Raw genomic sequence first — 20,319 nt, forward strand, 5'->3', positions numbered from 1 at the left:
GGCTCACGACTATGTAAAGCGTGAGGCGACAACGATTTCCGCGGCCGTCAACCCACGAGTGGGACTGGCAGCTTCGTGGGGTGTGCCGGGCTGCCGACTCGTCGGTCTTCTTCGGCGCGGACGGCGAGACCCACACCGCGCGCATCGGCCGAGAACGGGCCGCCAAGACCCTCTGTCAGCGCTGCCCGGTGTTGGCCGACAGCTCGGCCGTCGTCGTTGCGGTGGGCGCTTCCTCCGTCGTGTGAGGAGTTTCTGGTGCGATCGCATAGCCGAAGGCTTGACGGCGCGTCGGGGCCAATCCGCGGCCTGAACTCGCTCGATCCGATGCCCGCAGGCCGAAGAGAAGCCGGTTGGCCTCAGCGGCAGAAAGAACGTAACCGGACGTACGGAAGGCCAAATGTAGGTCGTTTTTTCACTTAGGAGCAGGGCGTCCGCGCTTCTTTTGTAGGTGAGCGCAAGTACGCGTGCCTTCGAGAGCTTCGTTCGTATTGATCTAGGTGCATTTAATCGATACTCTCCGTCCTGAGTGAGAGAAGTCCAAGAGATGATTCTTGGCATGGGGCAGCACAGGTCCAAGCAGGACAAGGCAATTGACGATGATCTCGGGCCCGCGCTCTGACTGGCTACCGTGGCGGCGCAGTGACCGCCGCGCGTCGGCGACATCGGATCTGGAAGGTGGTCGGTGACGATGCCTCTCCTGCGCGGGTGCAGCCGCGCCATCAGAACACGGTGCAGTTGTCGCGAGCAGCGTTCCTGGGTCTTCTGTCGGATTGAGCGCCGCAGCGACGGCGTGACGACGATCGCACGCGAAACCCCTTTGCGTGCATGACATTCGCGATCGCCGAGGTACTTTCAGACGCCGCTGGCCGCGTCACACTGCTTGCCGACACCAAGTTGACCGACAGGCTTGATGATGTCGCTACGCGGCACATCTACACTCACCCGTGCCTGAAGATCGTGATCATCGACGATGACATCGCGGTTGCTGTTGCAGGAGACAATCCCGAGTCCGCCCTGCGGTTCGTCACCAGCTTACGAGGACAGGGCCTCGCTCAGATTGTGGAGTCACTGCGCCGGTACAGCGTCGACCACGACTCACGCAACGTGTCCAAGTCGTTCCTCATCGCCAAGCGCGCCCCAAATCCCAAGCTGTGGAGAATCGTTCGCGGCCAAGTGGACGACAGCAGCGCGCTGCCTCGTCTATGGATCGGAGACCCCGCCGCATTCTCCGCGTTCCAAAGCCAACACCACTCGGCCCTTCCAAGTGCAACTGCTGAATTCCGGCTCGTGGCTGCCATGCAAGCCATCTCCGCCTTCGACGACATTGCCACAGTGGGCGGCTACATCACCCGTTTAACCGGTGACGGGCTGCACCCTTTCCGGTTCGCCGGCGACCAAACGCGCATGGCCCCCTGGCTCACCCAGGGCACCGTCGACGACCAAAATGGCCGCACCGCCCTCACCTTTTCTGTGCCGCCAGGGGCCGACCCAACGAGGCACAGCAGAATTGCCGTACCCGGACACGGCCGAACCCCCGGCGCGCTCGCCTTTGTCATCCCAGAGATCGGCACCGCGCGGATGTGGACTCACGAGGCCCCCTGGCTACCGCCAATCAAGCTGAGCGGGCTGCGAGCGATGGACGACTTGTTGCGTGCCGCCAGCAACGACCACGGCCAACTGCTTCGCCCTAATTGATGTATCGGCCACGTCGCACCATGAGAACCACGTACAAGTTGCCTACCGCCGCGCCCGCTGCCACTGCCAGACACCGTGGTCGAGGTCGGTCGGAGACATGCCCATTTCCACCGCCGTAGCGGTCAGGATCTGTAGGGCGAACCCGGTCGTGACAGCGCGACGGGGCATCCCTAAGACATCTGCGACGAAACGGCAGATCATGCGGTCCGGCTTGATGCCAGGGATCCCGGCGAGCATCTGCACGTAGTGCCATGTGATTCCGGAGCGTTGACCGGGAACGGCTCTCCACGACGCCTCCACACGCGTCAAGCGCTCTGTGTCCAGGGCTGCTTTCCTCAGACTGGCGGCGCTGTCGACTTCCTCGGCGGCGAGGGCGAGCGCAGCGGCGCGGATTGCGGCGGACTTCAGTGGGGCGCCGGCGTGCGTCGAGGTGCGGTTGCGGTTGCCGATCCTTAGCGCCCATCCGCCCGCGCCGATCAGCTCGTCGAACGTGGTGAGGAGTTCGGGCACGCCGTCGGTGTTCGGGTCGCCGCTCTGTTCCCTACGGTAGGCCCGGTAGCGAGTAATGACCGACTCCACGCTGGAGTACGTGACGCCGGTGGACTGCACGGAATCGACCACGCAGAGGGCAAGGCTATCGCGGTAGCCCGCTGGCGCCTTGGCATCGCGGAACTGTTCGCAGCGGTCGATTAAGACGTGGAGCTGCTCGGTGTTATGTGACACAGGCGCAAGCGTTGCACGGGGCCCCGACAGATTTGCGGCGTTGGCAAGGAATCCGCCTGTGTCCACCCTTCATGCGTACCGTCCGCCCAATGAACGACGATACGACAAACCTTCTTCTCTCTGCGGCTCAACACTTCAGGAGAAGCGAGGCATCAATCGTATTGGAATTCCCGGGCAGATGGCAGTGGCCTCAGCGCGCGACCGGGAGTGCGGCGCGCTTCGCTCACCGTGATTAGGCAGGACTTGTTCGATCGTCTCGGGCCAACTCGGTCAGGTGCAGGTGGTTTCCGTCTGGGTCCTCGGTGGTGAGTCGACGAGGCATGGGTAGTTGATACGGGATGCTGAGGCGTTGCAAAGCGTTGGCCACAACGGCGAGGTCGGCCACATAGAAGCCCAATTGGATGTGGGTTGGGGACCTGGAGCCCGCAGAGACAATCTGAAACCCAGTGTTAATGCCCAACGATCCGTCAACCATCTGCGGATAGCCAGGCGCATCGACCTCGAACAGCCGAAATCCCAAGGCGCGGTAGAACTGTGAGGACTCGTCAACGTTGCTGACGAACACGGTCAGTTCAAGCAGGGAAGGGAGATGATTGGGTGGAATCTGCAACGGCGCAGCAACATTCGTCACCGTGGGCTGCTGATAATGACACTGAGTTCGCGATTCATCCGGGCGAGGCTGACGCCGTGGTCACAGATTCGACTGAGTACGTCGAGTTCCGATTCGGACCGTTCGGCCAACGGATTCATCGTCCGTAGGTAGTGCAGAACGAACTGCCGCTTGCCGGGGTTACGGGTACGTTCCGCAATGTCGGCCAACAAACTGCGTAAAGCCACGTCTGCGGCGTTGTTATCGATCGCTGAATCCTGCATCCCAGCAACGGTAGACGCGAGTACTGACATGCCGCCGAATTGTCTGGCAGTCCCGGGGCCCACTGTCCGAACGAAATCGATGGGGCTCCGGGTGATGGTTCCCTAGTTCATCCTGGCGTGTTTGGTCATCTCCGGCCGGGCAAGTTGTGCGGTGATGGTCTCGACGATGCTCTGGTGGGCTGGCTTGCTGAGGGTCTCGGGGTGAAAACGCAGCTCGTGGGGTTTGGCGCCGTGGTCGTTGAAGCCGTCTACTTTTCCGTCTCCAGAGCGCCGCCAATCGGAGATGACATCAAGGATGTCCAGATAATCCAGCATGCGATGGGAGGCCTCGTACGAGTCGCGGCTAAGGCCGTAGTTCAGCTTGCGGGGTCCGGCTGGCAGCGGCACTGGAGTATCGCCATGCTTGCAGCGCATGCGGGCGGCGATGAGCAGCAGGGCCAGCTCACTGTCTTCAAGAACCTGAATCCAGCCGTTGGTAAACAGCGTTGTGGGCACGGTGAAGTACTCGGCCTCATGCTCGGGCACTCGATACTCGCTGTTGTCCCCGATCAAGCGGGCGTCTTCCCGCATCAGCATGAAGTCCTCATAGTTCCGCTTGTGGCCCTTGGCTGGCGGCAAGTGGATGAGATTCTGCGCGTGCAGCCGGAGCAGGCCAGATTGAATCTGGCGGGCCTTCTTGGTGGGCACACTGACGAAGACCCTGCCCTCCAGCGACGGTTGGGCATCGGTGGCGATGTAGTCGGACCATGCTGGCGCATTGTTGTCGTCGGACTTGAGCGCCAACAGGTTGGGGGTGGCGACTTGCCCTGGGCCCAAACGCATTTGTGCCTCGAACAACGAGATCAGGAGGAACGGCAACGCCCGTCCCCGCGGTGACATTAGTCGAGTGCTCGGCGGCCTTTGTTCCCGCCTGGTGGCGTTGCGTGTGGTCGTCTCTGCCGCAGGGTCCGGGTCATCGAGACGCACGAAGCGGTGCCGAATCCGAATGTCTCCGGGCGGGGTAGTCCGGCTGGCCAGGAGCTCCTGGAGCCGCTGGCCAGCGTCGGCCACGGATTGCTCCATTTTCCTGAGCCGCTTGAGCCGAGCAGTCAGAACGGCTCGTTCGCGGGCGTTCGGAGGCCGGGAAATGCTCATTTCAAAGAAAGGCTGCAGCCCAACCTGTATCGCGATAGTGATTTACCTCACGTTTCGGACTTAGTTCACCGCGCTACCCGCAACGCCTTAACCCTCCTAAAAACACGGTTCGCTGACGTGGACACTTTCTTTCTGGCGGGTTAAGCCGTTGGGCACACGGTAGCACGGGCCGCTCGAAAACCGCGTACAACAGTCATAGGCGCACGTCAGCGGCCTGCAGAACATCAGCTCGCGGGTTGAGAAATGTAAGCCAACGAAGCGGCCTTCGGGGCTCCAATCCCCGAAGGCCGCGGTGCGTCATCCCGTAAGCGCGAACTGGAGGAACAACACAATGTCGAAGGTACCGTCTCTGCGGCCTTCTCGGGACCGCAACCATCTGCCGGCCGAACGCCTGCCCCTGCGCTGGGTGGTGATCGCACTGCTTGCTAGCGCCGCCGGGGGAGTCGGCTACCTCTCGGCGGGCATCGTCACCGCGATCGTCACCGCCTGCACCGTGGCGGCCGCGCTGCACCGCATAATCGCGTAACCCTGCAGCGGGCCGAGCGAGGTCGGCGCCACCCCCAGCGAGGCCATCTACGGGGGTGCGTCGACTCGCCGGCCAAGCCCCGGTTCCGCAACGTCCGGCCGTTGGCAAGTCCACCAGTGGGGCAGCTGCGTGCGCAACTGGCTACCCACGCCACCGGCCGTAGCTGGTCTTGTGCTCGGGCGGAGATCCTCAGGCTTCAGAAAATCTAGGCCCGCAAACCGCAGACGATGCGGTCCCACTCCGAGGCAGATTTCTCGGAGAGTCTGTGGGGCGCTCGGGGCGAACCGTTCGTGCGCCAGTCGAGGTTTGGCTGGAGCAGTAACCTTTGGCTTGCGACGTTGGTTGCGGTTCCGCGCCATAAGCGCAGCTTAGGGTGGGCCGCCGACACCCGGTGGACATCCGCTCAACCGCCTCTGGCTCAGCGCGGCGCAGAGTCGTCAGATCGGCTCGGCGACGCTCCACCAGCACGACCTTAGCCACTCGTCCCCCCGCACCTCCACCTCGTACCTGACCCCAATCTCCTCAAGCCACCGAAGCGCTCGTTCGGTCATCGCATAGACGGTTTGCGCCAACGCGGCTATGTCGGTGGCCTCACCGGCGGCGGGAATTGTGGCGAACATGTCCAGCAGGTCCGCCCAGAGCCCCTCCAGATAGCGGTCCCACTGCTCGGGCAATGGGTCCGGGGCCGACCGATCGGCACCGTCGTGGAAGCGGTAGGCGGCAGCATATCCGACGCTCTTGACCAGTTCCTTCGCGGCGGTCAGGACGGTCCTGCACGCCAGGTGCCGGTCCGTGTCGTTCAAGCGAACGGATGCCGAGAGCGCCGCCCGGAACGCATGTAGGTCGTCGGACAGAGACTGGTCGTCATGTGGGAAGGGCTCGACGATGATGCGGTTGGCGGCAAGATCGCACTGGTACTCGTTGATCGCCTCGGCGAACGGCAGCAGGAGGTCGTTCACCGCGGGGGATTCGCCTCGGGCGGCCTCAGCCAGATCCCCGGTGTCCAGTGCAGCGAGAGTCTGGACGATGTGTTGCGGCTCGTGCGCCGCGAGGTGTGCGAGCGTAGCGGACCTGTACCCGACCTGTTCATCGCTGTCCGCTTGCGCGCTGATGAATAGGTTGCCGTCCACGACGATGTCGAAGCCGCTCCCGTCGGCGCGCGTGATGGTCTTTGCCACAGCGATGTTCGCGCCGCGGTCGACGGTGTAAGCGGCCCCCGCCGCCGGCCCGAACTGCTCCGGCGCGACGTGCGCAAGAGTGACGGCCATGTCGATCGCGGGCCACACGGACACCGTCGTACCGGGCGGCACGACATCGTTCACCGTCTGCGTGAAGGAGCGGACGCGCTCTGCTATGAGTCCGGGGGTCTGATGCAGACCAGGGATTCTCGGTAGCCCACGGGTGCGCTTGAACTCGGCGATCGTGTGTGGCCTGACGTCAGGACCGAACTTGAACCGCACAGCGGTGCGCGGTGTTGGTGGCGCCTTGGTGCTCCTGCGCTTGCTCGACATCGGAACAGTGTGCGGCTGGCCACCGACAAGTCATGCTCCCCCGCCGCCGCGGCCTACCGTCCACGCCGCAGGGTGGGTGACGTCCTGACGATCACTCGTGCCTAGAAGGCGCGACGGCTATGCAGGGGCGCCCCCGCTGGCAAGTCACTGCCGCCATGTCCGAGAAGGAGATCGGGACTGATGCTGTTCAAACTCGGCCGCCAGATAATTCAGAGGCCCGGCAAGATCCGACGACCGCCAGGTTTGATGAGATATCCACCAGATCCATTGGAGCCGGGCAGCCGAAAAACGTTGTAGCACAGATTACTTGAGAAGACTTCGGCTTCTTCTGGTAACGCTTCATATTCGATCTCTGCATATGATGGACCACCAGAGGGCGGAACGCTGAGAGGCGCCAATAGGGCCGGCCCGTACCGAGCGACATCGGACGGACGGCAGGACACTTTCTGGTGCCTGAACGCGGTGCCCATTTCTATAAGCCGGGTCGCACCATGCGTCAATCCCAAGCCGTTGTGGATGGTGCCCGCCCCTCGGGGGACCGCCCATCCTCGGCCCTTCCAGTACAGGTTGCCCGCCTTTGGTCGCTTCATGCGTACGTTCGATCACGCAGCCGACTCGTCGGTCTTCTTCGGCGCGGACGGCGAGACCCACACCGCGCGCATCGGCCGAGAACGGGCCGCCAAGACCCTCTGTCAGCGCTGCCCGGTCATGGTGGAGTGCCGAAGGCATGCCCTGGCCACCGGTGAGCCGTACGGAATCTGGGGCGGTCTGTCGGCATCCGAGCGCCAGCAATTGCTACTGCCTCAGCGGCCTCAGCGCCGGGTATTGGACAGTTCCCGCAGCATCGCGTTGTAGGCGTCGAGGTCGTCGCCGTAGTTCGCGTCGGCGTGCCGGTCGGTACGCGTAGCGAGCTTGCGGTCCTGGCGGGCCCACTGCACCACCAGGGCGATGACCACCACGATCACCGGCAGTTCGCTTGAGCCCCAGGCGATTGCGCCGCCGAGGTGCTGGTCGTCGAGCAGGCTGGACAGCCACGGCAGATCCAGCTTGCTGTAGAAGCTGTCCCCGATGACCGACGTCATGGTCATGGTGGCGATGCCGAAGAAGGCGTGGAACGGCATCACCGCGAACAACATGGCGAGCCGGCCGATGAAGGGCAGCCGGCGCGGGCCGGGATCGATGCCGATGATGCCCCAGAAGAACAGGTAGCCGGTGATCAGGAAGTGCACGGTCATGAACTCATGACCCCAGTGGTAGCGCACCAGCGTGTCGAACAGCGGCGTGAAGTACACCGCGTAGAGCGATCCGACGAACAGGACGAACGCCGTCGCCGGATGCGACAGGAACCGCGACACCGGTGAATGCACCAGCCACATCAGCCATTCCCGCGGCCCCGGCGGTTGGCCGGCCGCCGCGGCGGGCAGCGTCCGCAACGCCAGGGTGATCGGGGCGCCCAGCACCAGGAACACCGGGATGAACATGTTCAGTGCCATGTGCTCGGACATGTGGACGCTGAACATGGCCGAGCCGTAGGCCCGCACACCCGAACTGGTGGCCAGCAGCAGCGCCAGGCAACCGAGCAGCCAGGCCACCAGCCGGCCCGGCGGCCAGGCGTCGCCGCGGCGGCGCAGCCGGACCACCCCGACGACGTAGAGCGCGGCCAGCACCACCGCGGCGACCCCGAGTAGCACATCGAAACGCCAGACCGTCAGCAGCCGAACCACATTCGGCGGCTGGGGGAGTTCGTACCCGAGGAAGACGTCCCACGCGGTGAACTTGTGGGCCAGCAGCCGCGGTGCGGTCTGGGTCGCCATCGCCGAGACCGCCGCGAGCGCGACGATCATCGCCACCGCACCGGCGGGACTGGGTGTTTCGGCCGTGCGGGTCCGCAGCCGGGCGATGTCGAGCAGCACGGTCACCAGCAGCACCGCGCCCGCCAGCAGTCCCAGCCGCCCGTAGTCCGTGCCGGCGAGCGAGCCTGGGTCGGTCAGCAGGTACAGCAGCAGCCCGCCGTAACCGAGCGCCACGGCAGCGGCGATGACCTCGACCAGCAGGACTCGGTGCCGCAGCGCAGCCTCCGGCGGTGCCACGGCCGCGCTGATCTTCGTCCCGGCCAGCACGGCCAGCGCGAGGGAGAACACGATGACGGCGCTCGTCGAATAGTCATGGTCGGGTCCCTGCCCGGCGTTCCCGGTCACCGCGACGGCGAGCACCGCGATCAGGCTCGGGATCAGCAACGCCACGTGCCAGACCCAGCGCACCGTCAGACGCAGCGCGACGGCGACGACGGCGGCGAACACGGCCACCGCCACCCAGCCGCGGGCCATCTCCGAGGCGCCCACTGCCGAACCGATGCCGCCGCCGCTGACCAGGCGGGAAACCGACACGCCGGAATCATTGGCCGCCTGGACCACCACCATGACCCCCGCGGTAGCCGCCCACAGCGGTGCAACCCGTTCGGCGAGCAGATGCACGCGGAATGAGGACGCGTCGAGCACCCCGCGTTCATCGGGGCACGCCGTGACGACGACGAAGACCAGCGCACCAAGGCAGATCGCGCCGGCCAGCATGGCGGTGAAGCTGCCGACGATCTCGGCGGCGCTGGTCAGCAGTCCGGGGAAGGAGTCCCCGGTTATCAGGAAGCGGGCGTTGCCGGACGCCGCGGCGTAGCCGATCAGGGCTGCGGCCATGGCGAGGTATCCGCCGACCAGGGTCCATCGTCCGGCGGGTCGGGTGCCCGTGCGGCTCGACTCCATCGCCGCTAGTCTACGACTCTTCGTCGTAGTGAATCCCGTGCGGTGGGAACTACGGGGCGCCGCCGGTCGACCAATGCAGACATGTTCCCGAGATCGAAAGATGATGGCCGATGATCCAGGATCTGACGGTGCGCTGGGTCGTCACGCTGCTGTTCGTGCTCAGCGCCGCGGAGTGCGGTTTCGCTATCGCCACCGGGCATCGCCGCTGGCCCAGCGTCGTCAGCTACTCGCTGCACGCGATCATGGCGGTGGCCATGGCTGTGATGGCCTGGCCGCGTGGCGCCGCCCTGCCGACGGTCCCGCCGATGCTGTTCTTTCTGCTCGCCACGGTGTGGTTCGCCGCCATCGCGGCAAGTGCGGCGGGGGCCGGCCATCGGTTGGTGACCGGCTACCACGCGCTGATGATGCTGGCGATGGCGTGGATGTACGCGGCGATGAACGGGCGCATTCTGCCCGGCGAGCCGTCGGGGTCCACGGATGCCGCCGGCTCGGGCGGTCACCACTCGGGTCATATGAACATGCCGGGAATGGATATGCCGGACATGCCGATGGGGGACCCGGCGCCCGCGGGCGGCGGGTATCCGGCCTGGATCGCCACGCTGAACTGGGTGTGCACCATCGGCTTCGCTGTTGCGGCGGTGGTGTGGCTGTACCGGTATCTCGCCGCGCGCCAGTCCCGGTCATCCGGCGACGCGGTGCACCAACTGGGTCTGCTCAGCCAGGCGATGATGGCGATCGGTATGGCGGTGATGTTCGCGGTGATGCTGTAGGCGTTGCGACCCGATCGCCGACAGTAACGCCACGGCGGCCGAAGGCCCGATTTTCCGCCGTGAGGTTACTGTCGGCATTCCGCGGGCGTTCGCCGTCAGGCCGCGGAGCCGTCGGTGGGGTAGAGGTGACCGCGCCGGCGTCCGCGCGCGGCATTGTCGGGCAGCACCAGGCCGTCGGTCGCCGCGGCGGCGTCGGAGCGGCCGTCGGGCCCCGGCGTGCGGTCGGCGCGCCAGACCAGCAGTGCCGCAACCGTGCCGAGCAGGACGGGGAGGTGACTCAGAATCCGGTCGAGGGTGACCGCACCGGTCATCGCGTCGCTGACGACGTAGCCGGCCAGGGTCACGGTGAACACTGTGAGCACACCGGCCAGCCCGGCGGCGGCGCCCGGGCGCACCGCGGCGACGATCATCACCACGCCCAGCGCTGCCGACCATGCGGTCGACTCGTTGAGGAGATGCCCGGCCATCATGGCGTGGTGACCGGCCGAGGTCCCGACGTTGGCGCCGAAGCCCTGCGCGATGGCCAGCACCAGTTGGGCGACACCGATTGCCCCCAGCGCCCAGCGCTGCCCCCCCGCGGCCCAGGCCGGTGCCAACGTGCGCCGCGCGGGCTCGGCGGGTGCGGCGACAGCCTGCACCTGCGACCGGCCCGCCAGGCGGCGCAGCAGTTGGGTCTGATCGACGGCGCGCGAGTACCACTCGCGGCACGTGTCACACGTGCCGAGGTGCTCGTCGACGCGGGGTGCCGGGACAGGCTCCCGTTCTCCGTCGATCCGAGCTGATAGCGCCTCGCGGGCGACATCGCAGTCCACGAGTCAATAGTCGCGCACCGGGGCCGGATTGTTCCAGCTGATCGGGATTGGCCTACTGCTCGACTAGATTCCTAGTCATGGACGGGCCAGGCGACGAGGTGACGGTCGAACGTGCCTCCTCTGCGCTGGCCGACGTGGACATCAACGGCTGGACGCAGCGCTTCGACCTGCTCAGCGACCCGCACCGACTGGAAATCCTGCTCTGCCTGCACCGCGCCCCCGGAATCTGCGTCGGCGATCTCGCGTCGGCGCTGGGCAGGTCGGAAAACGCTGTCTCGCAAGCACTTCGGGTGCTGCGCCAGCAGGGATGGGTGACCTCGACGCGGGTCGGCCGGTTGGTCAGCTACCGTCTCGAAGATCACACCGTGCACGATCTGCTGCACTGGATCGGCGCCGCGCACAGTGAGTAACCAATAGTTCATCTGAACATGTAGACAGATGACGGCTGCCCGCACTAGGTTGGAATGCGGCCGCCAGCAGGGCGCCCGTTTCGGCGAGGAGGCACGCGTGAGCGTCCAGATCACGGCCATGCATATGAGCGATGGCCTGGTGAACGCTCCCACCTCGGTGATGTTCGGAGCCCTCGCGATCGCCGCCGTGGGCTTCTGCGCCTGGCGGGCCCGGGCCGAACTCGACGAGCGCGCGGTTCCGTTGGCGGGTCTGGTTGCGGCGTTCATCTTCGCCGTGCAGATGATCAACTTCCCGATCCTGCCCGGTGTCAGCGGGCACCTTCTCGGTGGTGCGCTGGCCGCGATCCTCGTCGGCCCGTCCACCGGTGTGCTGTGTATCGCCATCGTGCTGATCGTCCAGTCGCTGCTGTTCGCCGACGGGGGCGTGACGGCGCTCGGGATGAACATCACCAACATGGCCCTGATCGGGGTGGCCGCCGGCTACTCGACCGCGGTCGTTCTGTTCGCGGTGGTTCGACGCCAGGGCAAGGAGCGCTCGGTGCCGGCACTCGGTGTCGTCGCTTTCGTGTCCGCTGTGGTCGGAACGGTGTGCGCATCAATGGGTTTCGTCATCGAGTACGCGATCGGGGGAGCGGCGCCCACCTCGCTGACCACGGTGGCGACCTACATGCTCGGCACCCACGTCCTGATCGGAATCGGTGAAGGGGTGATCACCGCGGTCACGGTCATGGCGGTGGCCCGGTCGCGGCCCGACCTGGTGTATCTCCTTCGGCGCAGTCGCACCGAGACGCCGGTGCCGGCATGAGGCAGCACTGGCGGTTCTGGGCCGGGTTCCTCGCGGCCATCGTGGTGATCGCGGGAGTGGTGTCCTACTTCGCCAGCTCCAGCCCCGACGGACTGGATTCGGCGACGCTGCAGGGCTGCCAGGTCGTCGACGCCCCGCATGGTGAGCAGCTGACCGGCAACTGCATCGCCCAGCACGCCACCGAGCACCCGATGTCGGTGTCCCCGCTGGCCGACTACACCGTCTTCGGGCATTCCGGAAGCGTCGGACTGGCCGGAATCATCGGAGCTTTCGCCGTGCTGGCGCTGGCCGGCGGGGCGTTCTGGCTGCTCGCCCGCAGCCGACGCTCCGGGAACTGAACCCCGTGGGAGCCGGGCATTCCCATCCGCTGTACCGCGATGGGCACTCCGTGGTGCACCACGCACCCGCCGAGGTCAAGATCGCGGCCCTGGTGGTGTTCGTCCTGGCGGTGGTGGCCACTCCGCGGGAGATGATCTGGCCGTTCGCGTGCTACGCCGGCATCGTCCTCGTGGTGTGGCAGGTGGCGCGGATCCCACTGCGCTGGATCCTGCCGCGGATGCTGATCGAGGCGCCGTTCGTCGTTCTGGCCGTGCTACTGCCGTTCGCCGAGGGCGGCGAGCGCGTGGAGTTCGCGGGCATGCAGCTGTCGGTGACCGGTCTGTGGGCGGCGTGGGGCATCGTGGTCAAAGGAACGCTGGGTGTGGCCGGTTCGCTGACGGTGGCGGCCACGACCTCGGCACGTGAGCTTCCGCTGGCGCTGAGCAGGCTCGGGGTGCCAGGCCTGATCACCTCTATGCTCGTGCTGATGATCCGCTACATCGACCTGCTGTCGGCCGAGATCGGCCGGATGCGGATGGCCCGGATCTCCCGCGGCGACTCGCCGCGTGCCCTGCATCAGGCGGGTGCGATCGCCAAAGGTGTTGGCGCCCTGTTCCTGCGGTCCTACGAACGCGGGGAGCGGGTCTACCTGGCCATGACCTCGCGCGGGTTCGACGGCCGGGTCCCCGAACTGGCGATCGTTGGCGCGCGGCCGCAGGCGTCGGCCGCGCAGTGGCTGGGCGCGCTGATGCCCGCGGCGGCAGCGGTCGCCGTGGCGGGGGCCGCATGGCTACTCCGGTGAGCCCGCCCGCCATCCGCGTCGACGCCCTGCGCTATCGCTACCCGGACGGCCGGATCGCCCTCGACGGCGTCGACGTGAGCATCGCCCCCGGCGAGCGGGTGGCCGTCCTCGGACCCAACGGGGCGGGCAAGACCACCCTCATGCTGCACCTCAACGGCGTGCTGACCGCGACGTCGGGCACCGTTGAGATCGGCGGAACCCTGTTGGACCGCAAGAGTCTTCGCGATATCCGACGCCGGGTCGGCCTGGTGTTCCAGGACCCCGACGACCAGTTGTTCATGCCGACCGTCGCCCAGGACGTGGCATTCGGTCCGGCGAACTTCGGGGTGACCGGCGAGGAACTGGCCGCCCGTGTGCACACCGCGCTGGAGATCGTGTCGATGTCCGAGCATGCCGACCGCAGCCCGGCGCACCTGTCGGTGGGCCAGCGCAGGCGTGCGGCACTGGCCACGGTGCTGGCGTGTGAACCGGAGATCCTGGTGCTCGACGAACCGTCGGCCAACCTCGATCCGGTGGCACGCCGCGAACTCGCCGAAACCCTGGCCACGTTGCCCGCGACCATGCTCATCGTCACCCACGACCTGCCCTATGCCGCGCAGTTGTGCGACCGAGCGATCGTCCTGGATGACGGGGTGGTGGTCGCCGACGACACCGTCACCGCGGTGCTCTCCGACAGTGAGCTACTGGCCGCGCACCGGCTGGAACTGCCCTGGGGCTTCGTGGTTCCGGCGCGCTGAGCCGGACTCTACTTCTCGCGGGAGAAAGCGTCAGTGCCGCCGGGCCGGCGGCCACGGCCGCTCACCACAGAGGGCCAGCAGCGCGTTCTCGATCAGCTCGGGCAGCGCCGGGTGAATCCAGTACTGCCCGCGGGCCATGTCCTGGCCGGCCAGCCCGAAGCTCATCGCCTGAATCAGCGGCTGGATCAACGACGACGCCTGATGGCCCATGATGTGCGCGCCCAGGATCGTGCCCGTGCCCGCCTCCACGATCACCTTCGCGAAACCCGTGGTGTCTTCCATCGCCCAGCCGTAGGCCACGTCGCCGTAGTCCTGGATCTTGACCCTGATGTCGTATCCGGCTGCACGCGCCTCGTTCTCGCTCAATCCCACGCAGGCGATCTGCGGATCAGTGAACACCGCCGACGGCACGAAGCGATGATCCGAGGGCATCAGCGTCTCGGTGTCATCCCAGTCGGCGAGCAGGTTGTTCTTGACCACCCTGGCCTCGTGGTTGGCGACGTGCTTGAGCTGATACGGCGAACTCACGTCGCCGAGAGCGAAAATGCCTCGCGCCGTTGTCCTCTGGTACTCATCGACCACCACCCGGCCGTCTTCGAGGTCCACGCCCACCGACTCGAGGTTGAGCAGGTCGCCGTTGGGTATGCGGCCGGTGGCCACCAGCACCGCGTCGGCCCGCACGGTGGATCCGTCGTCGAGTTCGACGACGGTCTGCGAACCGTCCTGGTGCGCCCCGATCATGTTGCGGTGACTGCGGATCTCCCACTTCTTGCCCGCGATGTCAGTGAACCGTTCGCAGACGGTGTCGTCGCAGTGCGACAGCAGCGCGCTGCCGCGGATCACCAGCGTCACGCGCGAGCCCAATGAGGAGAACACGTGGGCGAACTCGGCGGCCACGAACCCGCCGCCGATGATGACCAGGTGCTCGGGCAGTTCGGCCATCCGCATGATCGTGTCGCTGGTGTGGAACTCGACCCCGCAGCCGGCGATCGCGTCGGGAACCATCGCCCGGGCGCCGGCCGCGATCACCACCTGCTCGGCGGTGAACTGCTCGCCGTTGGCGGTACGCAGCCGGTAGCCGTTGTCGCCGCGCCCGTCGAAGGTCGTATGCGAGTCGTAGACGGTCACATTGGGCAGCGAGCGCCGGTAGTGCTCGCCGCCCATCGCCAGCGGATCGATGCGCCCGAACACCCGCGAGACGATGTCGCTCCAGCGCACCCGTTCGATGTGGGCGTCCACCCCGTAGCGCGCGGCGTCGCGCACCGTCGCCGCCACCTCGGCGGCGTAGACGAACATCTTCGTCGGGATGCAGCCGACGTTCAGGCAGGTGCCACCGAACACGCCCTGCTCGCAGATCGCGACCTTCTTGGTGTCGTAGCGCTCGTCGAGAACCGAGTTGCCCGAACCGGTTCCGATGATCGCGATGTCGAAGTGCTCCACAACGTCCCCTAATCCCGGCCCGGCGCCGATGCGGTCTCGGCACAGTGCTCGAGATAGAAGTCCAGCCAGCCGGCCAGCTCACGGTAGGCCGCTGTGCGCGGCTGCGCCAACGACAGGAACACGTCATGTTTGGCGTCGACGACCGGCACCACCGATGTCCGGTTTCCGATACACCCTGCCCAGCGGGCGATCTGGCTGACGTCGAGTACCGCGTCACCGCGCTGCATCGTGTCGGGCACGATCGTTTCGCGCACACTGTGATCGGAGCGCAGGATCAGATTGGGCACCCCGACGTCCAGGCCGCGGTGCAGCGTGGCGTGTCCGCGCCGGATCGCATGAATCCAGCCGAGCGTCACCGGGAATCCGCCCAGCGGTTTCCACTGCAGGTTGTAGTCGAACTCGCCGTGGTACTCGCGGTGCAGGGTCAGCCCGTAGCCACCACCCTTGCTGGTACCGCGCACCACCGAGGTCTTCCGCACCCGGGACAGGGCACCGATGGCCGTCGACGTCAGCCGGGTGCGCAGGATGGCCGGTCCGTGCAGATCGAGCCACGGGCTGTTGAGTACCAGCCCGCCGATCCCGAGCGTCGCCGTCGCTTTGCGCCTGCGCACCCGATCCAGCCACAGCGACACAATGAGCCCGCCTGCCGAATGCCCGTAGACCAGAATCCGGGTGCCCGGATTCTCGGCGAGGATGATCGCGGCCGCGCGTTCCAGTTCGCGGTCGTAGCGCGCCAGGTCGGTGGTGAAGTGCGGGGTTTGGCCGGACCGCCACGACCGCCCGCACTTGTGCTGATCGAGGGCGTAGAAGCGGAAGCCACGGGAAGTGAAGTGGTGCGCGAGCTCGGTGTTGAAGAAGTAATCGGTGAACCCGTGCACCGCGAGCACGGTGTGGGCGGCCGGTTGCGCCTCACCGCCGCGGCGCACCAGGGTGGCGAACAGGTCGCCCTCGCCATCGGGGTCGGGGCCCAGGGCCAGGGTGGTCTGCTGGAAGCCCAGCAGGTCGTCGTCGGACCATTCGGCGTGCGCTGCCGTCACAGGGCTTACCTTAGCGGCGGTGTGGTGCTGGCGACTCGACCGAATAGTTCCGGGTGGCTCGGGATAACCTGGCAAGTAGTACAGCCGTCACGAGTAAAGGACGAACTGGTGCCTGAAACCACCAAAACTGATGTCGTGCTGATCGGCGCCGGGATCATGAGCGCCACCCTGGGCGCGCTGCTGCGGATGGTCGAGCCGGATTGGTCGATCACTCTGGTGGAGCGCCTGGACGCCGCGGCCGCTGAGAGCAGTGATCCGTGGAACAACGCCGGCACCGGGCACTCGGCGCTCTGTGAGCTCAACTACACCCCCGAGGCCGCCGACGGGACCATCGAGATTGCCAAGGCGGTGAACGTCAACGAACAGTTCCAGGTCACCCGCCAGTTCTGGGCGTACGCCCACGAACACGGCATCCTGCCCGACGTCCGCAGCTTCCTGAACCCCATCCCGCATGTCAGCTTCGTGCAGGGCGCCGCGAACGTCGATTATCTGCGCCGGCGTCGCGACACCCTGGTGCGCAACCCGCTGTTCGCCGGCATGGAATTCATCGAGGGCGCCGACGAGTTCGCCCGCCGGCTGCCGCTGATGGCCGAAGGTCGTGACTTCAGCGACCCGGTCGGGCTGAACTGGAGCCAGGACGGCACCGACGTCGACTTCGGCTCCCTGTCGCGCCAACTGCTCGGGTACGGCGCCGAGCGCGGAATGACCACACTGTTCGGCCACGAGGTGCGCAACCTGCGCCAGGAGTCCGACGGCAGCTGGACGGTCAAGATTGTCAACGGCCGCACCGGTGAGAAGCGCAAGCTGTCGGCCAAGTTCGTCTTCGTCGGCGCCGGCGGCGGCGCGCTGCCGCTGCTGCAGAAGTCGGGCATGAAAGAGGCCAAGGGCTTCGGCGGCTTCCCGGTCAGCGGGGAATGGCTGCGCACCAACAACCCGAACCTCACCGGCGCCCACCACGCCAAGGTGTACGGCCTGCCGCCGCTGGGCGCCCCGCCGATGTCGATGCCGCACTTGGACACGCGGGTGATCAACGGCAAGGACTGGCTGCTGTTCGGCCCGTTCGCCGGATGGTCGCCGAAGTTCCTCAAGGCCGGCAACGTCACCGACCTGCCGTTGTCGGTCAAGCCGAACAACCTCGCCTCGATGATCGGCGTCGGGCTCACCGAGCTGCCGCTGCTGCAGTACCTGATCGGCGAGCTGCTCCAATCTCCTGCGGACCGCGTCGACACCCTGCGGAAGTTCGCCCCGACGGCACAGAGCCAGGACTGGGAGATCGACATCGCCGGCCAGCGGGTGCAGGTCATCCGCCGTGACAAGAAGAAGCTGGGTGTCCTCGAGTTCGGCACCACCGTGCTTGCCGCCGCCGACGGTTCCATCGCCGGCCTGCTGGGCGCCTCACCCGGCGCGTCGACCGCGGTGCCGGCCATGCTCGACGTGATGCAGCGCTGCTTCGCCGACCGCTATCAGTCCTGGCAGCCCAAGCTCAAGGAGATGGTGCCGTCACTCGGCGTCAAGCTGTCGGAGAATCCGGAGCTGTTCGCCGAGGTCTGGGCGCACGGCAACAAGGTGCTCGGCCTGGGCAGCGGAGCCGACGCCGCCCGCGCCGCCGAAGCCGTCGGCGCTGATTCCACCCCGGCCACCGGTGACCCGGAGCCGGCAGGGGTGGTGTGACGGTCGCACTGCGCCGCTCCTGGGCCAAGGACCTTGACGCGGCCACTCTCTACGAGCTGCTCAAGCTTCGCGTCGAGGTGTTCGTCGTAGAGCAGGCCTGCCCGTACCCCGAACTCGACGGCCGTGACCTGCTCGCCGAGACCCGCCACTTCTGGCTGGAGCAGCCCGACGGCGCGGTGATCTCCACGCTGCGGTTGATGGAGGAGCACTCCGCCGGGGAGAAGGCCTTCCGCATCGGTCGGGTGTGTACCCGTCGATCGGCGCGCGGTCAGGGCCACACCACCCGGTTGATGCAGGCCGCACTGGCCGATGTCGGCGATCACCCGTGCCGGATCAACGCCCAGACCTACCTCGCCGGGATGTATGCCCGGCACGGCTTCGTCGTCGACGGCGACGAGTTCGTCGAGGACGGCATCCCGCACGTCCCGATGCTCAAGAACAGCCCGTCGTGAGTACCGCCGGCTACCCGCTGAGCGCCATCGTCGGTCACGACCGGCTGCGGCTGGCTCTGGTGTTGTGCGCGGTGCGACCCGAGATCGGCGGTGTGCTGATCCGCGGCGAGAAGGGCACCGCGAAGTCGACGGCGGTGCGCGCCCTGGCGGCGGTGCTGGCCGAGGTGGACGCGGGCTCGCGGCTGGTGGAGTTACCCATCGGCGCCACCGAGGACCGGGTGGTCGGCTCGCTGGATCTGCAGAAGGTGCTGCGCGACGGCGAGCACGCGTTCTCGCCGGGCCTGCTGGCCCGCGCGCACGGCGGCGTGCTCTACGTCGACGAGGTCAACCTGCTGCACGACCACCTCGTCGACATCATGCTCGACGCCGCCGCGATGGGTCGTGTGCACATCGAACGCGACGGAGTATCGCACTCGCACGAGTCGCGCTTCGTCCTGATCGGCACGATGAATCCCGAAGAGGGAGAACTGCGTCCGCAGTTGCTCGACCGGTTCGGCCTGACCGTCGACGTGCACGCCTCCCGCGACGTCGCAGTGCGCAGCGAGGTGATCCGCCAGCGGCTGGCCTACGAGGCCGACCCGGCCGGGTTCGCCGCCCGCTACGCGCAACAGGATCGCGACCTGGCGGCGCGGATCGCCGCCGCGCGCGCCCGGGTCGACGAAGTAGTCCTGCCCGACGCCGAAGTGAATCGGATTGCGGCACTGTGCGCGGCATTCGACGTCGACGGCATGCGCGCCGACCTGGTGGTGGCCCGCACCGCGATCGCCCACGCGGCCTGGCGTGGCGCGGACGCCGTCGCCGAAGAGGACATCCGGGTGGCGGCCGAGCTGGCGTTGCCGCACCGGCGCCGCCGCGACCCGTTCGACGACCCCGGTCTGGACCCGGCCCAGCTCGACGAGGCGCTGGCCGCCACCGCCGACGGCGGAACCGAAACCGACCCGGAACCCGACCCCGAACCCGACCCACCCGGCGGCGGCCAGAGCGCCGACGGGAATTCGGGACAGACTGTGCCGCAACAAAACCCGTCGTCATCGACCACCCGGCAGTCGGCGCCGCCGGCGGCGACGTTTCGGACCCGCGCGCTGCGGGTGCCCGGCGTAGGGGAGGGCACCCCCGGGCGGCGGTCGCAGGCCCGCAACCGTTCGGGGGCGGTGATCAGCGCCACCGACCAGCCGGAGTCCGGTCACGGCCTGCACCTGTTCGCGACGGTGCTCACCGCGGCCGGACAGGGCCGGCGCCGCCCGGCTCCCGACGACATCCGCCGCGCGGTTCGGATCGGCCGGGAAGGCAATCTGGTCATCTTCGTCGTCGATGCGTCGGGTTCGATGGCCGCGCGCGACCGGATGTCGGCCGTCACCGGCGCGGCCCTGTCGCTACTGCGCGATGCCTACCAACGCCGCGACAAGGTCGCGGTCATCACCTTCCGCGGTGACGACGCCCGCCTGGTGCTGCCCCCGACGACCTCGGCACACATCGCGTCTCGGCGGCTGACCCGGTTCGACACCGGCGGCACCACGCCGCTGGCCAAGGGACTGCTGGCCGCGCGTGACGTGGTGCTGCGAGAGCGGGTCCGCGACCGCACGCGTCGCCCGCTGGTGGTAGTGCTGACCGACGGGCGCGCCACCGGTGGCCCGGATCCACTCGGCCGTACCCGCAGCGCCGCAGCGCTTCTGGTGGCCGAGGGTGCGGCCGCGGTGGTGGTGGACTGCGAGACCTCGTATGTACGGCTGGGTCTGGCAGTCGAGCTGGCCGAGCAGTTGGCGGCCCCGATGCTGCGCCTGGAGCAGTTGCGCGCAGACTATTTGGCGCAAGCTGTGCGCCGCGTCGCCTGAGCCGGGAAGGGGATC

The 20,319-nt window shown here is 67.1% G+C and carries 22 protein-coding genes; 13 read left to right on the forward strand and 9 right to left on the reverse strand.

Features of this window, described 5'->3' with window-relative positions:
* The first annotated feature begins 20 nt into the window (after nt 1-20).
* Both OG976_RS22935 and OG976_RS22940 read left to right on the forward strand, forming a co-directional pair.
* Entirely contained in the window at nt 21-245 is a 225-nt protein-coding gene (locus tag OG976_RS22935; protein ID WP_328354121.1) for a WhiB family transcriptional regulator, read from the forward strand.
* Between the two features lie 580 nt (nt 246-825).
* Nucleotides 826-1,695 carry a hypothetical protein gene (locus OG976_RS22940; RefSeq protein ID WP_328354124.1) on the forward strand — a complete coding sequence of 290 codons (870 nt, stop codon included), beginning with the start codon at nt 826-828 and terminating at the stop codon, nt 1,693-1,695.
* A gap of 42 nt (nt 1,696-1,737) precedes the next feature.
* On the opposite strand, the gene OG976_RS22945 is transcribed toward OG976_RS22940, so the two are convergent.
* From OG976_RS22945 to OG976_RS22960, 4 genes are all read right to left on the reverse strand, one after another.
* Complete coding sequence (locus OG976_RS22945) at nt 1,738-2,418, reverse strand: hypothetical protein (protein WP_328354127.1); 681 nt, start codon at nt 2,416-2,418, stop codon at nt 1,738-1,740.
* Between the two features lie 232 nt (nt 2,419-2,650).
* Complete coding sequence (locus OG976_RS22950; protein WP_328354130.1) at nt 2,651-3,049, reverse strand: VOC family protein; 399 nt, start codon at nt 3,047-3,049, stop codon at nt 2,651-2,653.
* The gene (locus OG976_RS22955) at nt 3,046-3,291 is read right to left on the reverse strand and encodes a hypothetical protein (protein WP_328354133.1); all 246 of its coding nucleotides are present in this window, start codon (nt 3,289-3,291) and stop codon (nt 3,046-3,048) included. The genes OG976_RS22950 and OG976_RS22955 overlap by 4 nt, the downstream gene beginning before the upstream one ends.
* 102 nt (nt 3,292-3,393) lie before the next feature.
* Nucleotides 3,394-4,149, reverse strand: coding sequence for a hypothetical protein (locus OG976_RS22960; protein ID WP_328354136.1), 756 nt, complete (start codon nt 4,147-4,149; stop codon nt 3,394-3,396).
* Between the two features lie 607 nt (nt 4,150-4,756).
* Here OG976_RS22960 and OG976_RS22965 point away from each other — a divergent pair.
* Nucleotides 4,757-4,951: a hypothetical protein gene (locus OG976_RS22965; protein WP_328354139.1), complete on the forward strand. Its 195-nt coding sequence runs from the start codon at nt 4,757-4,759 to the stop codon at nt 4,949-4,951.
* 437 nt (nt 4,952-5,388) lie between these two features.
* On the opposite strand, the gene OG976_RS22970 is transcribed toward OG976_RS22965, so the two are convergent.
* Nucleotides 5,389-6,462 carry a hypothetical protein gene (locus tag OG976_RS22970; protein WP_328354142.1) on the reverse strand — a complete coding sequence of 358 codons (1,074 nt, stop codon included), beginning with the start codon at nt 6,460-6,462 and terminating at the stop codon, nt 5,389-5,391.
* A 588-nt stretch (nt 6,463-7,050) separates the two neighbouring features.
* On the opposite strand from OG976_RS22970, the gene OG976_RS22975 reads away from it, so the two are divergent.
* The gene (locus tag OG976_RS22975) at nt 7,051-7,317 is read left to right on the forward strand and encodes a WhiB family transcriptional regulator (protein WP_328354145.1); all 267 of its coding nucleotides are present in this window, start codon (nt 7,051-7,053) and stop codon (nt 7,315-7,317) included.
* Here the strand turns inward: OG976_RS22975 and OG976_RS22980 are convergent.
* Entirely contained in the window at nt 7,275-9,218 is a 1,944-nt protein-coding gene (locus OG976_RS22980; protein WP_328354148.1) for a cytochrome c oxidase assembly protein, read from the reverse strand. The two genes, OG976_RS22975 and OG976_RS22980, sit on opposite strands and share 43 nt — an antisense overlap.
* Nucleotides 9,219-9,328: 110 nt before the next feature.
* On the opposite strand from OG976_RS22980, the gene OG976_RS22985 reads away from it, so the two are divergent.
* Nucleotides 9,329-9,988 carry a DUF5134 domain-containing protein gene (locus tag OG976_RS22985; protein WP_328354151.1) on the forward strand — a complete coding sequence of 220 codons (660 nt, stop codon included), beginning with the start codon at nt 9,329-9,331 and terminating at the stop codon, nt 9,986-9,988.
* 95 nt (nt 9,989-10,083) lie between these two features.
* On the opposite strand, the gene OG976_RS22990 is transcribed toward OG976_RS22985, so the two are convergent.
* On the reverse strand, nt 10,084-10,800 hold the full coding sequence (locus OG976_RS22990) for a zf-HC2 domain-containing protein (RefSeq protein WP_328354153.1): 717 nt from the start codon (nt 10,798-10,800) through the stop codon (nt 10,084-10,086).
* 77 nt (nt 10,801-10,877) lie between these two features.
* Between OG976_RS22990 and OG976_RS22995 the strand changes: the two genes are divergently transcribed.
* The 5 genes from OG976_RS22995 (at nt 10,878) to OG976_RS23015 (ending at nt 13,872) form a co-directional block, all read left to right on the forward strand.
* Nucleotides 10,878-11,210 carry an ArsR/SmtB family transcription factor gene (locus OG976_RS22995; protein ID WP_328354155.1) on the forward strand — a complete coding sequence of 111 codons (333 nt, stop codon included), beginning with the start codon at nt 10,878-10,880 and terminating at the stop codon, nt 11,208-11,210.
* A gap of 118 nt (nt 11,211-11,328) precedes the next feature.
* Nucleotides 11,329-12,015: an energy-coupling factor ABC transporter permease gene (locus tag OG976_RS23000; RefSeq protein WP_328363907.1), complete on the forward strand. Its 687-nt coding sequence runs from the start codon at nt 11,329-11,331 to the stop codon at nt 12,013-12,015.
* Entirely contained in the window at nt 12,012-12,353 is a 342-nt protein-coding gene (locus OG976_RS23005; RefSeq protein WP_328354156.1) for a PDGLE domain-containing protein, read from the forward strand. The genes OG976_RS23000 and OG976_RS23005 overlap by 4 nt, the downstream gene beginning before the upstream one ends.
* Before the next feature lie 5 nt (nt 12,354-12,358).
* Nucleotides 12,359-13,135 carry a cobalt ECF transporter T component CbiQ gene (cbiQ, locus tag OG976_RS23010; RefSeq protein ID WP_328354157.1) on the forward strand — a complete coding sequence of 259 codons (777 nt, stop codon included), beginning with the start codon at nt 12,359-12,361 and terminating at the stop codon, nt 13,133-13,135.
* A complete protein-coding gene (locus tag OG976_RS23015; protein ID WP_328354159.1) occupies nt 13,120-13,872 on the forward strand; it encodes an energy-coupling factor ABC transporter ATP-binding protein in 753 nt (250 codons plus the stop codon). Before cbiQ ends, OG976_RS23015 begins: the two co-directional genes overlap by 16 nt.
* Nucleotides 13,873-13,902: 30 nt before the next feature.
* Here OG976_RS23015 and mtr read toward each other — a convergent pair whose 3' ends face one another.
* A complete protein-coding gene (gene mtr / locus OG976_RS23020) occupies nt 13,903-15,312 on the reverse strand; it encodes a mycothione reductase (protein ID WP_328354161.1) in 1,410 nt (469 codons plus the stop codon).
* A gap of 8 nt (nt 15,313-15,320) precedes the next feature.
* Nucleotides 15,321-16,349 carry an alpha/beta hydrolase gene (locus OG976_RS23025; RefSeq protein ID WP_328354163.1) on the reverse strand — a complete coding sequence of 343 codons (1,029 nt, stop codon included), beginning with the start codon at nt 16,347-16,349 and terminating at the stop codon, nt 15,321-15,323.
* A 156-nt stretch (nt 16,350-16,505) separates the two neighbouring features.
* Here OG976_RS23025 and mqo point away from each other — a divergent pair, with 156 nt between their 5' ends.
* Genes mqo through OG976_RS23040 form a run of 3 tightly spaced genes read left to right on the forward strand, consistent with a single transcriptional unit; the run spans nt 16,506 to nt 20,304 of the window.
* Complete coding sequence (mqo, locus tag OG976_RS23030; RefSeq protein WP_442930560.1) at nt 16,506-18,020, forward strand: malate dehydrogenase (quinone); 1,515 nt, start codon at nt 16,506-16,508, stop codon at nt 18,018-18,020.
* Nucleotides 18,017-18,472, forward strand: a complete 456-nt coding sequence (locus tag OG976_RS23035; RefSeq protein WP_328354167.1) for a GNAT family N-acetyltransferase — start codon at nt 18,017-18,019, stop codon at nt 18,470-18,472. Before mqo ends, OG976_RS23035 begins: the two co-directional genes overlap by 4 nt.
* Nucleotides 18,469-20,304: a VWA domain-containing protein gene (locus tag OG976_RS23040; RefSeq protein ID WP_328354169.1), complete on the forward strand. Its 1,836-nt coding sequence runs from the start codon at nt 18,469-18,471 to the stop codon at nt 20,302-20,304. Before OG976_RS23035 ends, OG976_RS23040 begins: the two co-directional genes overlap by 4 nt.
* Nucleotides 20,305-20,319: the final 15 nt, after the last annotated feature.

The organism is Mycobacterium sp. NBC_00419, from assembly GCF_036023875.1.
In the GTDB taxonomy this organism is placed as follows: Bacteria; Actinomycetota; Actinomycetes; order Mycobacteriales; family Mycobacteriaceae; genus Mycobacterium.

What these genes read in the sequence shown, in the direction of transcription:
- OG976_RS22970 (WP_328354142.1), bottom strand. Translation starts at nt 6,462, where the DNA reads ATGTCGAGCAAGCGCAGGAGCACCAAGGCGCCACCAACACCGCGCACC.
- OG976_RS23005 (WP_328354156.1), top strand. Translation starts at nt 12,012, where the DNA reads ATGAGGCAGCACTGGCGGTTCTGGGCCGGGTTCCTCGCGGCCATCGTG.
- OG976_RS22965 (WP_328354139.1), top strand. Translation starts at nt 4,757, where the DNA reads ATGTCGAAGGTACCGTCTCTGCGGCCTTCTCGGGACCGCAACCATCTG.
- OG976_RS23015 (WP_328354159.1), top strand. Translation starts at nt 13,120, where the DNA reads ATGGCTACTCCGGTGAGCCCGCCCGCCATCCGCGTCGACGCCCTGCGC.
- mqo (WP_442930560.1), top strand. Translation starts at nt 16,506, where the DNA reads ATGAGCGCCACCCTGGGCGCGCTGCTGCGGATGGTCGAGCCGGATTGG.
- OG976_RS22955 (WP_328354133.1), bottom strand. Translation starts at nt 3,291, where the DNA reads ATGCAGGATTCAGCGATCGATAACAACGCCGCAGACGTGGCTTTACGC.
- OG976_RS22995 (WP_328354155.1), top strand. Translation starts at nt 10,878, where the DNA reads ATGGACGGGCCAGGCGACGAGGTGACGGTCGAACGTGCCTCCTCTGCG.
- OG976_RS23000 (WP_328363907.1), top strand. Translation starts at nt 11,329, where the DNA reads ATGCATATGAGCGATGGCCTGGTGAACGCTCCCACCTCGGTGATGTTC.
- OG976_RS22980 (WP_328354148.1), bottom strand. Translation starts at nt 9,218, where the DNA reads ATGGAGTCGAGCCGCACGGGCACCCGACCCGCCGGACGATGGACCCTG.
- OG976_RS22985 (WP_328354151.1), top strand. Translation starts at nt 9,329, where the DNA reads ATGATCCAGGATCTGACGGTGCGCTGGGTCGTCACGCTGCTGTTCGTG.
- OG976_RS22975 (WP_328354145.1), top strand. Translation starts at nt 7,051, where the DNA reads ATGCGTACGTTCGATCACGCAGCCGACTCGTCGGTCTTCTTCGGCGCG.
- OG976_RS22940 (WP_328354124.1), top strand. Translation starts at nt 826, where the DNA reads ATGACATTCGCGATCGCCGAGGTACTTTCAGACGCCGCTGGCCGCGTC.